The organism is Pseudomonas sp. MPB03 (assembly GCF_046605385.1).
Classification (GTDB): Bacteria; Pseudomonadota; Gammaproteobacteria; order Pseudomonadales; family Pseudomonadaceae; genus Aquipseudomonas; species Aquipseudomonas zanjanensis.
In genome coordinates, this window is record NZ_CP176770.1 from 3,367,009 (window position 1) to 3,379,608 (window position 12,600).

Genomic DNA, 12,600 nt, shown 5'->3' on the forward strand with positions numbered 1-12,600 from the left:
GACTCCTAGCGCATCACGAACGGATCAGGCATGGGCGCCTGGGACAGGTTGATCCACACCGTTTTCAGTTCGGTATAGGCCAGCACCGAATCGATGCCGCTCTCGCGTCCATAGCCGCTGTTCTTGAAACCACCGATGGGCGCCATGGCCGACACCGCGCGATAAGTGTTGACCCAGATGATCCCGGAGCGCACATCCCGGGCAAGGCGATGGGCGCGGCCCAGGTCGCGGGTCCAGATGCCGGCGGCGAGGCCGAACTGCGAGTCGTTGGCGATCGCCAAGGCCTCGGCTTCGTCCTTGAAACGAATCACCGAGGCCACCGGGCCGAAGACTTCTTCCTGCATGATCTTCATCGAGTTGCGGTCGCATTCGAACAGCGTCGGTTCATAGAACCAGCCGTCGCCCAGGTTCGGCGGACGCTTGCCGCCCAAGCGCAGGCGCGCACCTTCTGCAATCGCGTCGGCCACCAGGCCCTCGACTACGGCCAGTTGCTGCGCGGTGGCCATGGGGCCCATTTCGCTGGCGTCTTCCTGAGGATTGCCGATGCGGATGCGCTGGGCGCGCTCGACCAGCCGCGAGACGAACTCATCGTAGATCTCGTCCTGCACCAGCAACCGAGAGCCAGAAACGCAGCTTTGACCGGATGCCGCATAAATTCCGGCGATTGCCCCGTTGATCGCGCTGTCCAGGTCGGCGTCGGCGAAAATGATATTCGGTGATTTGCCGCCCAGCTCCAGCGAAAGCTTGGCGAAGTTCTCGGCGCTGCTGCGCACCACATGGCGGGCCGTGGCCGCGCCGCCGGTGAAGGCGATCTTGCGTACCAGCGGATGGCGGGTGAGGGCGGCGCCAGTGCTCGGGCCGTAGCCGGTGATGACGTTGACCACGCCCGGCGGGATCCCGGCTTCCAGGGCCAGGCGAGCCAGCTCAAGAATGGTTGCCGAGGCGTGCTCGGACGGTTTGATCACAATGGTATTGCCTGCCGCGAGGGCCGGCGCCAGTTTGATTGCGGTGAGGTACAGCGGGCTGTTCCAGGGAATGATCGCCGCCACCACGCCCATGGCTTCATGCACTGTATAGGCAAACATGTCCGGCTTATCGAGGGGCAGGGTGCCGCCTTCGAGCTTGTCGGCAAGGCCTGCGGTGTAGTGGAAGAACTCCGGCAGGTAGCCGACCTGGCCGCGGGTTTCGCGAATCAGTTTGCCGTTGTCGCGGCTTTCCAACTGGGCCAATTGTTCTTTGTTTTCGGCGATCAGGTCACCGAGGCGACGTAGCAATTTGCCACGGGCGGTGGCGGTCAGCCCGCGCCAGGCCGGGCTGTCGAAAGCGCTTTGTGCTGCCTGGACGGCGCGGTCCACATCGGCTTCGCCGGCGTCAGGCAACTCGGCCCAAGGTTGGGCCAAGGCCGGGTTCAGGCTTTCGAAGGTCTTGCCGGACAAGGCATCGACCCATTCACCGCCGATGCACATCGAAAAGCGTGCGAGTGTCATGCAACGATCCCCTTTATTTGGTTTTGTCGGGCGCTTGCCGTGTCGAGGAATTCCAGCAACAACTGGTTGACCAGGCGCGGCGACTCTACCGGCATCATATGCCGCTGTTCAGCGAGCACCGCAACACTGGCGCCGGGAATACGCTCGGCCAGTTGCCGGGCCATTTCAGGCGTCGAGCCGGGGTCCAGTTCACCGGTGGCGATCAGCGTCGGAACCTGGATATTGCCCAAGTCATCGGCGCGGTACATGTCCTGGGTGGCGAACAGCTCATAGGTGGTCAGGTAACCCTGGGGGTCATTCCCTGCCAGGGTCTGGCGCAGCGCGGCGATCTGCGCGGGGTTGGCGGCCTGGTATTCACGGCTGAACCAGCGCGAAAGCGCCGCCTCGGCATTGGCGTCCGGCCCATGCTCGGCGGCCTGAGCGGTGCGGGCGATGACGCCGGCACGCTGTTCGGCGCTGCGGTTGAACACACTGTTGAGTACCACCAGGCCTTGCAGGCGCTGCGGGTAATGCAAGGCAAACGCCCGGGCCACCAAACCACCCATGGAAAAGCCGATCACCGTCGCCTGGGGCAGTTGCAAGTGATCGAGCAGCTCCAGCAACTGGTCGGCGTAGCCCAGCAACGCGGTACCGCTGGGTGGGCGCGGGCTGGCGCCATGGCCGAGCATGTCGTAGGCAATCACTTGGTATTGCGTGGCCAGGCCAACGACTTGGCCACCCCACATTTCTTTGTTCAGGCCCACGCCATGGATCAAGACCACGGGTTGGCCTTGGCCGGTGGCCAGGTAGCTGGTGCCGGCCGGGGTGAGTTCAGCGGTGGGCCGAATCATGGAGCGCTCCTGCATGGGTTTTTTATAGTGGTTGCCCAAGCTGGATCACTGCGCATTCTCGGCGGCCAGTTCTTCCAGGTCGATGTAACGGTTACCGATGCGCGGGTGCAGGCGGCCGCCATCGGCGCAGCCCAGCACCACGACGATTTCGTCGGCGCGCGGGGCGTCTTCAATCTGCATTTCCAAGGTGATGTAGTGCGAGCGCAGGCCTTCGTCGTCCTTGTGCATCATCGGGATCTGGATCGAGGTGCCAGGGCCGCCGCGCTTGTTGGTGAAGCTCAGGTAGCTCTTGGCCTTGACCGCTTCGCGGTAGTGGTTGCCGAAGCGCAGGGTGTGAATCACGGCGGAGGCGTGCTCGATTTCGCCGTCGGCCCCCACCACCGCGGCCTTGCCATACGCTTCGACTTTCTCGGCGCCACCGATGATGCCCACCAGGCGCTCGACCATCAGTGCACCGAGATCGGAGCAGTTGGCGCGGATCTCCGGCTTCAGGTCTTCGACGAAACCGCGGCCTAGCCAAGGATTCTTCATGACGACCGCCAGCCCGACCATGGTTACCGGTTTGTCGGTGGCTTTGCCGCCTTCGATGAAGGTTTCTTCGACATAGCTGACGATCTTGCGAATTTCGAAACTCATGAGTTGCTCCCAGGAGGATGAATAGGTCTTTGCGTATGATGGTATACCATAATACTGTCGGTGCAAGAGTTGCTATTGATTTTGTTCGAGGGGAGGCGACGGAAGGCGACAGGTGCGCTGAGGTTGCCGCGAGACCGATGCGCTCTTATGGCGAGGGGATTTATCCCCGCTGGGTTGCGAAGCAGCCCCAAGATCTATCAGCTATTGTCATGTGTCAGACAGGAGGCAGGGGATGCTTCGCAACCCAACGGGGATAAATCCCCTCGCCACATATGAATGTGCCTACAGTGAATGGGTATAAATTTCCCCTTTTCAGGGCATTTGCCCCTGGCTTCCCGTCTGCATGCACCGATTCGACCCGTTTGTGGCTTGGACGCACGAAACTGAAATAAACGTTTAAGCCTTCATATCGCTTTTCGTCGCAAAATCGAAAATAAATTTCGCTTTTATGTCGTTCTGCGACGGTTTTTCCAGCATTGGCTTGATGCACCGCACTTAGGCACAGCCCTTGCTACGACTCCAGGACCAGAGAGCCAGCCAGAGGTATTCGATACGTAGATAAACAGGGGGGCGCACGTCATCCGGACGCAAAGGCCTGATCAGAGACCCATGCCGAAGAGGTATTCAAGAGAACCAGGGCTCATAAAAAGGCAAGGCCGCACTGAGTGGAATGACGACGTAATAAGAAATGCCGTGTAGAACGCGGCAGGGAGTTGGCTATGCCCCACGCTTTTTTTAATGAAATGTATGACGCCCAGGGTGACTGCCGCCCGCACTACCAAGCCTTCTCGCGCTGGCTGGCGGACACACCGCTGGAACTGTTGGAGCAACGCCGCCGCGAAGCCGACCTGCTGTTCCATCGCGCCGGTATCACTTTCACCCTCTATGGCGACGAGCAGGGCACTGAACGGTTGATTCCGTTCGACATCATCCCGCGCAGCATCAAGGCCAGTGAATGGCAAACGGTCGAGCGTGGTTGCATCCAGCGGGTCCAGGCCCTGAACATGTTCCTGGCCGACATCTACCATGGCCAACACATCCTCAAGGAAGGCATCATTCCGGCCGAGCAAGTGCTCGCCAACGAGGGTTACCAGATCGCGATGCAGGGCCTGGACCTGCATCGGGGCATCTACGCCCATATCGCCGGTGTCGATCTGGTTCGCGACGGTGACGGCAGCTACTACGTGCTGGAAGACAACCTGCGCACCCCCAGCGGCGTGAGCTACATGCTCGAAGACCGCAAGATGATGATGCGCCTGTTCCCCGAACTCTTCGCAGCCCAGCGCGTGGCCCCCATCGATCATTACCCGAACCTGCTGCTCGATACCCTCAAGACCTCAAGCCCACTGGAAAACCCTACCGCCGTGGTGTTGACCCCGGGACGCTTCAACAGCGCCTATTTCGAGCACGCGTTCCTGGCCCGTGAAATGGGCGTGGAGCTGGTGGAGGGGGCCGACCTGTTCGTGCGCGACGACCACGTGTACATGCGCACCACCGCTGGCCCCCGGCAGGTGGACGTGATTTATCGTCGCCTCGACGATGCCTACCTCGACCCACTGTCGTTCAACCCCGATTCGATGTTGGGCGTGCCCGGGCTGATCGCTGTTTACCGCGCCGGCAACGTGGTGCTGGCGAATGCGGTCGGCACGGGCGTGGCCGATGACAAGTCGATCTACCCCTACGTCGACGAAATGATCCGTTTCTACCTCACCGAAGAGCCGATCCTGAAGAACGTGCCCACCTGGCAATGCCGCAAGCCCCAGGACCTGTCCCATGTGCTGGCCAACCTGCCGGACCTGGTGGTCAAGGAAACCCAGGGCTCCGGTGGCTACGGCATGCTGGTCGGGCCGGCCGCCACTGCCGCGGAAATCGAGGATTTCCGCGCGCGTCTCAAGGCCCGTCCCGAAGCCTACATCGCCCAGCCGACCCTGAGCCTGTCCACGTGTCCGACCTTTGTCGAGAGCGGCATTGCGCCGCGCCACATCGACTTGCGTCCGTTCGTGCTGTCGGGCAAGGAAACGCGCCTGGTGCCCGGCGGGCTGACCCGTGTGGCGCTGCGCGAGGGCTCGCTGGTGGTGAACTCGTCCCAGGGCGGCGGCACCAAAGACACTTGGGTAGTGGAGGACTAAGACATGCTTTCAAGAACTGCTTCGGACCTCTATTGGATGTCCCGCTACCTGGAGCGCGCCGAGAACCTGGCGCGCATGCTCGAAGTCAGCTATTCGCTGTCGCTGATGCCCCAGGCCGGCCGCAGCGATGGCCATGCCGAGTTGGCGATGTCGCTGCTGGCGGCCGGTACGCTGGATGACTACAACGCCCGTTATGACGCGCTCAACACCGAGCGCATGCTGCATTTCTTTGCCCTGGATGAAACCAACCCCGGCAGTATCTACAGCTGCCTGCGCGCCGCGCGGACCAATGCCCATGCGGTACGCGGGCGCATCACGGCCGATATGTGGGAGAACATCAACGCCACCTGGTTGGAAATGCGCAACATCGCCAGCAACGGCCTGGGGCGCTATGGCATCAGCCATTTCTGCGAGTGGGTCAAGGAGCGTTCTCACCTGTTCCGGGGCGCAACGTCGGGCACCATCATGCGCAACGATGCCTACTGCTTCATTCGCCTGGGGACGTTTATCGAACGGGCCGACAACACCCTGCGCCTGCTGGATGCTCGCTACGAGATGTTCGGCGAGGAGTCGGAGGAGGTCAGTGACAACTCGGCCCGTGGTTATTACCAGTGGAGTGCCTTGCTGAGGGCGTTGTCTTCGTTCGAGGCGTTCAACGAGATCTATCGCAACGCGCCCAATGCCGAGCAGGTGTCCGAGATGCTGCTGTTGCGGGCCGACGTCCCGCGTTCGCTGCATGCCTGTATCGAGGAACTGGACCATATCCTCGCCAGTTTGCCGGGCAACAACGGCCGGCCGGCGCAACGCCTGGCCGCCGAATTGAATGCGCGACTGCGTTATTCCGGAATCGACGAGATCCTGGCCTCGGGCCTGCATCAATGGCTGACGGACCTGATCGGGCAGATTCGCCACTTGGGCCAGACGGTCCATGAGTCTTACCTGGAGGTCGTATGAAACTGTCCATACGCCACGACACCACCTACAGCTACGCCGATGAAGTCTGCACCAGCATCCAGTTCCTGCGCCTGACGCCTCGGGACACCCAGCGCCAGCGCATCCTGGAGTGGCACCTGGAACTGCCGCGACTGGTGCGCAGCCAGCTTGATCCTTACGGCAACATCCTTCACGTCATGACCATGGACGAGCCCCACGGCGCCTTGGTCTTGACGGCTTATGGCGAGGTGGAAATCCATCAGTCGATAGCGATGGAGCCGGACAGCCAGTCGCCGCTACCGTTCTTGCGCACCAGCCGTCTCACCGAGGCGGATGAGACCCTCAGCGCCTTCGCCGTCGAGCAATGCGCAGGACGACGGGATCGTTCGGCCTTGACCGATCTGATGAATGGCCTGGCCGCGCGGATGCCCTACAGCCCCGGCACGACGGCGGTCAACAGCACTGCCGCCGAGGCGTTTGCCGGTGGAACGGGGGTTTGCCAGGACCATACCCACGCCTTCCTGGCCTGCTCCCGCAGCCTGGGTATTCCCGCGCGTTATGTATCTGGCTACTTGTGCACCGAAGATGAAAGCCACCTGGCGAGCCACGCCTGGGCGGAAGCCTGGCTCGATGACGGCTGGTACAGCTTCGACGTGACCAACCGCCTGACCCTTCCAGACCGCCACCTGAAACTGGCGGTCGGCCTGGACTACCTTGACGCCTGCCCGGTCCGCGGCATGCGCCGGGGTGGCGGGGCGGAACAGATGCAGGCGCGGGTGCAGGTGAGCTCGATGGTGCAGGTGCAACACCAATAAAGGCGCAAAGCCTCATCGCGAGCAAGCTCGCTCCCACACTGGAGTCGACGGTGGACACAAACCTTGCGGCCACTCGAGAACCCAGTGGGAGGGCCATAGGGTTTTGTCCTCAACCAAACTGCCTTTGTGGCGAGGGAGCTTGCTCCCGCTGGGCTGCGCAGCAGCCCCAAAACCAAGCACCGCGTGGCGTCAGGCAGATCGCATGCAGCTTATTGGGGCCGCTTCGCGCCCCAGCGGGAGCAAGCTCCCTCGCCACGGGGTTGAGTGCTCGGCATCAGGTCTGGAAACACCCGAGAACCCCTGTGGGAGCGAGCTTGCTCGCGATGACGGCTGCCCAGCCAACATCACCGCCAACGGACCCACCGCCATCGCGAGCAGGCTCGCTCCCACAAAAAGCTCACTCACTCCAAATCCTCTCAAATGAAGCTTTCATGACAAAAGTTCGGTAGCACATCGCCATTCCCGTCATGCCTGTGTGACGTGTTCGAGGGGACCTTTCAGGTCGTTTGGAGCCGGGGCGCGAAGCCGGGAGTGAGGCGATGGGGACTATGGAACGTTATTCGAAAGTGGGCATGCAGGAGCTTGACCAGCGGCTGTCGAAGATCGTCGAGGCGGCGCGCAAGCAGCCGGTCTCGGTGTATCGCTACGGCGCACCTTGGGTCTGGATCGTTTCCCAGGATGACTGGCAGGGCGCGCTCAAGGAAGTGTCCAGCTACATTCCGCAAGGCCATTCACTGGTCTTGCTGCGTCCGCAGATCGACGACCTGCTGGACGACCATCGCGATGTGCTGCAGGGCCTCAATGCCCGCGCCCAGATGCTGATCGCACCGCAAACCGCCATGCACATCCTCCTGCTGCAACTGCTCTATTCGGTGCCCAGCGAGCAGCAACTCTACGAACAACTCAATTACAACCTGCTGTTCCGCTGGTTCGTCGGCCTGGACCTGAACCAGAAGGTCTGGAGCTTCAACGTCCTGAGCAAGGACCTCGCCACGCTGCTGGGCGATGCGCAGGCGGTGCGGCTCATCCAGAAAATCATCGGTGAAGTGTTCTGTGGCGCCTTGCTGCAAATGCCGGAGTTCTCCTTGAACTTCGCGCTGCTGCACACCTGGCTGGCCCGGCACGCCACGACATCGACCGCAAGCAATTGAGCCGTACTTTGAATCCAGGGGGTGGTGTGGAGCATTTCTTCAAATCGCGGCCAGCGCTGTGGGGCTGGCTGCTGTTGGCGGTCGGGGGACCGTCGGCAATCGCCGCCGAAGGAGGGCAGGAGGCCGAAGCGGCGCCGGCGCGCCTGGTGGACGTGAACGAGTATTTCGTGCGCGGCAACACGGTGCTCGATGCCCGGGCCATCGAGGAAGCGGTGTACCCGTTCCTCGGTCCGCAAAAGGCCTTGAGCGACATCGAGGGCGCCCGGGAAGCCCTGCAGAAAGCCTATCAGGCCCGCGGTTATCAATCGGTCTTCGTCGAGTTGCCGGAGCAGAAAGTCGAAGACGGCATCGTCTACCTGCAAGTCAGCGAGACCAAGGTCGGCCGGGTCCGTGTGGTGGGAGCCAAGCACTATTCTCCCGTGGAAATCCGCGAGGACGTGCCGGCACTCAAGGAAGGTGAGGTGCCGGATTTTGCCCAGGTTCAGACCGAACTGGCGCAGTTGAACAAAACCCCGGGACGCCAAGTCATGCCGTTGGTGCGCGAAGGCCAGCGCCCCGGGACGATGGACGTGGATTTGCAGGTCGAAGACCAGGACCCCTGGCAAGCCAGCCTGGGCCTGAACAACGACTACAGCGCCGACACCGAAAAGCTGCGCACCGTCGCGAGCCTGGGCTACAACAACCTCTGGCAACTGGGCCACAGCGTTTCCCTGACGTTCTTCACCGCGCCCCAGGACACCGAAAACGCCAAGGTCTGGTCGGGTTCCTACACCGCGCCGCTGAGCGAACGCTGGAGTGTGCAATTCTCCGGTTACCAATCCGACAGCAACGTGGCCACCGTCGGCGGCAGCAACGTATTGGGCAAAGGCCATTCCTATGGGGTGTCGGCGATCTACAGCCTGCCATCCACGGGTGCGTGGGCCAACAGCTTTTCAGTCGGGGTGGATTTCAAGGACTTCGAGGAGGAACTCAACCTCGGCGGCGCCAGCGACAAGGCGCCGCTCAAGTACGCGCCGTTCACCTTCGCCTACAACGGCTTCCGCTACACCGAACACAGCCAGTTGGGCCTCGGCCTGAGCCTGGTGGCGGGTACCCGCAGCCTGCTGGGCTATGGCAGTTCCGACGAAGAGTTCGACTATAAGCGCTATCGCGCCAGCCCCAGCTTCGCCGTGCTCAAGGGCGACGGCAATTACACTTTCACCTTCGGCAACGACTGGCAGACCGCCTCCAAGGCTGCCTTCCAACTGGCCTCCGGGCCGTTGGTTTCCAACGAACAATTTTCCGCCGGTGGCGCCACCTCGGTGCGCGGCTACCTGGCCGCCGAGCGCACCGGCGATGACGGCTACCTGCTGTCCCAGGAGCTGCGCACGCCGTCCCTGGCCAAGTTCCTCGGCAGTTATGTCCAGGAGTGGCGCTTCTATGCCTTCGCCGAAGGCGCGCAGCTGTATCTACGGGACGAGCTGCCCGACCAGGAAGCCGACTACAGCCTCGCCAGCGTCGGCCTCGGCACCCGCGCGAGCCTGAGCAAATGGCTGTCCGGCAGCCTCGACTGGGGCTATCCGCTGCTCGACGGGCCGAACACCTCGAAACAGGAATCGCGCCTGCACTTCAACCTGCAAGCGACGTTTTGAACCCAGGAGTCATGTCCATGCAACGCTTATTGTTATCCCTGTTGATCTGCCTGGGGCTGGTGCTTCCGGCGACCGCCAATGCCTGGTGGCAGGACGATTGGCACTATCGCAAACAGATTTCCGTGGACACCACGCCCCAGGGCGCCGCCATCGCCCAGGCCTTGGGCCGCACGGCGCTGCTGGTGCGCCTGCACACCGGCAACTTCACCTTCGACGGCGTCAAGGACGACGGTTCGGACCTGCGTTTCGTCAGCGCCGATGACAAGACCGTGCTCAATCACCAGATCGAAAGCTTCGACCCGCTGATGGGCATGGCACTGATCTGGGTCGACGTGCCGAATGTGGAGGGTGGCCAACGCCAGGACCTGTGGATGTACTACGGCAACCAGAAGGCGCCGGCCACGAGCAGCGGTCAGTTGACCTTCGACCCGGACTACACCGCGCTGTACCACTTCGACGGCGCCACTGGCGTACCGCCCCGGGATACCACGGCCTACGGCAACAACGCCCAGGGCGCGGCCGGCGTCAGCATCGACGGGGTGATCGGGCGTGCCTTGCAGTTCAATGGCCAGCCGCTGCTGTTGCACGCCAGCCCATCGTTGCAACACAGCGCCGGTGCGGCATTCACCTTCAGCACCTGGCTGCGCCAGGACCAGGCCAGTGGTGAGCAGATCATCCTGGCCCGTCGCGAAGCCGCCACCAGTCTATTGGTGGGTGTCAACCAGGGTGTGCCGTTCGTAGCGATCAACGACCAGCGTGCGGTCTCGACCCAACCACTGAACCCCGGCCAGTGGCAGCATCTGGCGTTGACCGCCTCGGGCGACCGCGTCGTGCTGTACGTCAATGGGCGCGAAACCGCGAGCCTCGCCGTGGCGATGCCGGCATTGAGTTCGCCGATGGCCTTGGGCGCTGACGTTTCCGCCGGCACCTTCGCGCCTTTCAGCGGCGCCATGGACGAAGCGCGGCTGTCCAAGGTCGCCCGCCCGGCACCGCTGCTGTTGGCTGACGCCAATGCCCAGGGCGCCGAGTCGAAACTGGTGGCCTACGGCGTCGATGAAGAGCAGTCCGGCTTCGGTTTCGGCAGCCTGGGTTTCCTGCTCAACGCCGTGCCGCTGGATGCGTGGGTGATCATCGGCGTACTGGTGCTGATGATGTTCCAGTCGTGGATCATCATGATCCGCAAGAATCGCATGGTCAGCCGCCTCAGCGCCGCCAACGAAGCCTTCCGCGAGCAGTTCGCCCGGATCGGTACGCGCCTGGAGATGTTCGCCGACGACCAGGACCTTGCCCAGCGCCTGCAACACTCGTCGTTGTGGCGCTTGTACCTGGTGGCGGTCAAGGAAATCCGCACCCGCCGCGAGCAGGGCGCTGATACCTCGTCAGTGTCGGCGGCCACCATCGAAGCGATCCGCTGCTCCATGGACGGCGTGCGCACCCGCGAGAACCAGGCGCTGAGTTCGAAGCTCTCGACCCTGTCCAACGCCATCGCCGGCGGTCCTTACATCGGTCTGCTCGGCACCGTGCTGGGGATCATGGTGGTGTTCCTCGGCACGGCCATGGCCGGGGACGTGAACATCAACGCCATCGCCCCGGGCATGGCTGCGGCCTTGCTCGCCACCGCCATGGGCCTGTTCGTCGCGATCCCGGCGCTGTTTGGCTACAACCGCCTGATCACCCGCAACAAGGAAGTCAGCGCCGACATGCGGGTCTTCGTCGACGAGTTCATCACGCGCCTGGCGGAGATGCACGGCGAAGGTCAGTCCGGTGAAGCGGCGCATCGCCGTAATCATCACGTCCAATCGTCCGTACCGGCCTGAGGAAATCGCCATGGCTAGCGTAAACGCTTCACACGATGACGACGATGATGCGGCCGTCGACAGCATCAACATCACGCCGCTGGTGGATGTGCTCATGGTGGTGCTGGTGATGTTCATCCTCACGGCCACGGCCCAGGTGTCGGGTATCCAGATCAACCTGCCCAAGGCCAGCGCCTCGGTGTCGTTGTCCGAAGCCAAGACCAAGGCGATTTCGGTGAACGATGGCGGCCAGGTGTTCCTCGATGCCTATCCGGTGACCCTGGCCGAGCTGGAAGAGCGCCTGCGCATCGAAAAGGCCCAGAGCCCGGACTTCCCGGTGATCGTGCGCGGCGACGCGACGGTGCAGTACCAGAAAGTCATTGAAGTGCTGGACCTGTTGCGGCGCCTGGAACTGTCCCAGGTCGGTCTCGTGACCGGCAAACCGAGCCAGGGCTGATCATGACCGCCAGACTTCCCATCGATCCGCCCCCGGTGAAGACCGCGCCGTTGCGTCTGCTCAAGTGGGCCGCCGGCCTGCTGTTGGGCGCTGTGGCGGCCTGGTTGCTGTGGCAGTGGGCCAACGACATGAGTGGCGTGCGCCGCGAAGCACCGAAGGTGCCGACCATCATCCCGCTGCCCCCGCCGCCCCCGCCGCCGCCGGAAAAACCCAAGGAACCGGAGCCCCAAGTCGAGGAGAAGGTGGTCGAGCCCGAACCGACCCCGGAACCTGAAGAGGTCAAGCCCGAAGAAGAAGCGCCGCCGTCGCCGGTCGATGACCTGGCGAACCCGATGCAGATGGACGGCGATGCCCAGTCCGGCAACGACGCTTTCAACATCGGCGCCGGCAAGGGCGGCGGCATGGCCGGGGCAGGGGGCGGCCGTCTGGGCAATGGCACCTACAGCCAGTTCCTGGCGTTCACCTTCCAGCGCTTGCTGCGGGAAAACCCCGACTTGCGCAGCCTGGCGTTCTCGCTGCAGGCCGATGTCTGGCTCAGTGCCGTGGGCGAAATCACCCGGGTCGAGCTGGTCAAGTCCAGCGGCAACCCGCAGGTGGACGAGCAAGTGATTTCCGCCCTGCGTACCGCACCCCATTTGACCGAGCGGCCGCCGGCCTCCCTGACCTTGCCCGTGCGCCTGTCCTTGCAGGGACGGCGGCCGGGTTAACCGACTATTTGACAGTTTGCCAACAGGA

General features: G+C 62.9%; 11 protein-coding genes. 8 read left to right on the forward strand and 3 right to left on the reverse strand.

Annotation, left to right across the window (positions count from 1 at the left end; genetic code table 11):
• Positions 1-5: 5 nt before the first annotated feature.
• The 3 genes from ACLH0I_RS14905 to ACLH0I_RS14915 are packed head-to-tail and all read right to left on the reverse strand — an operon-like array spanning position 6 to position 2,953.
• Positions 6-1,487 (reverse strand): aldehyde dehydrogenase, encoded by a 1,482-nt coding sequence (locus ACLH0I_RS14905; protein ID WP_411384589.1) that lies wholly within the window; start codon positions 1,485-1,487, stop codon positions 6-8.
• Positions 1,484-2,317 (reverse strand): alpha/beta fold hydrolase, encoded by an 834-nt coding sequence (locus ACLH0I_RS14910; RefSeq protein ID WP_250965473.1) that lies wholly within the window; start codon positions 2,315-2,317, stop codon positions 1,484-1,486. Before ACLH0I_RS14910 ends, ACLH0I_RS14905 begins: the two co-directional genes overlap by 4 nt.
• Before the next feature lie 45 nt (positions 2,318-2,362).
• Positions 2,363-2,953, reverse strand: a complete 591-nt coding sequence (locus tag ACLH0I_RS14915) for an amino acid synthesis family protein (RefSeq protein WP_411384590.1) — start codon at positions 2,951-2,953, stop codon at positions 2,363-2,365.
• A gap of 719 nt (positions 2,954-3,672) precedes the next feature.
• On the opposite strand from ACLH0I_RS14915, the gene ACLH0I_RS14920 reads away from it, so the two are divergent.
• The 8 genes from ACLH0I_RS14920 (at position 3,673) to ACLH0I_RS14955 (ending at position 12,572) form a co-directional block, all read left to right on the forward strand.
• Positions 3,673-5,082 (forward strand): circularly permuted type 2 ATP-grasp protein, encoded by a 1,410-nt coding sequence (locus tag ACLH0I_RS14920; protein WP_411384591.1) that lies wholly within the window; start codon positions 3,673-3,675, stop codon positions 5,080-5,082.
• Between the two features lie 3 nt (positions 5,083-5,085).
• Entirely contained in the window at positions 5,086-6,036 is a 951-nt protein-coding gene (locus ACLH0I_RS14925; protein WP_003201699.1) for an alpha-E domain-containing protein, read from the forward strand.
• Complete coding sequence (locus ACLH0I_RS14930) at positions 6,033-6,830, forward strand: transglutaminase family protein (RefSeq protein ID WP_250965476.1); 798 nt, start codon at positions 6,033-6,035, stop codon at positions 6,828-6,830. The genes ACLH0I_RS14925 and ACLH0I_RS14930 overlap by 4 nt, the downstream gene beginning before the upstream one ends.
• Before the next feature lie 548 nt (positions 6,831-7,378).
• Entirely contained in the window at positions 7,379-7,981 is a 603-nt protein-coding gene (locus tag ACLH0I_RS14935) for a transposase (RefSeq protein ID WP_411384592.1), read from the forward strand.
• Between the two features lie 68 nt (positions 7,982-8,049).
• The gene (locus ACLH0I_RS14940; protein ID WP_411387508.1) at positions 8,050-9,612 is read left to right on the forward strand and encodes a ShlB/FhaC/HecB family hemolysin secretion/activation protein; all 1,563 of its coding nucleotides are present in this window, start codon (positions 8,050-8,052) and stop codon (positions 9,610-9,612) included.
• A 17-nt stretch (positions 9,613-9,629) separates the two neighbouring features.
• Positions 9,630-11,429, forward strand: a complete 1,800-nt coding sequence (locus ACLH0I_RS14945; protein ID WP_411384593.1) for a DUF2341 domain-containing protein — start codon at positions 9,630-9,632, stop codon at positions 11,427-11,429.
• Between the two features lie 10 nt (positions 11,430-11,439).
• Positions 11,440-11,865: an ExbD/TolR family protein gene (locus ACLH0I_RS14950; RefSeq protein WP_003201710.1), complete on the forward strand. Its 426-nt coding sequence runs from the start codon at positions 11,440-11,442 to the stop codon at positions 11,863-11,865.
• A 2-nt stretch (positions 11,866-11,867) separates the two neighbouring features.
• Complete coding sequence (locus ACLH0I_RS14955; protein WP_411384594.1) at positions 11,868-12,572, forward strand: energy transducer TonB; 705 nt, start codon at positions 11,868-11,870, stop codon at positions 12,570-12,572.
• The last annotated feature ends 28 nt before the right edge of the window (positions 12,573-12,600 follow it).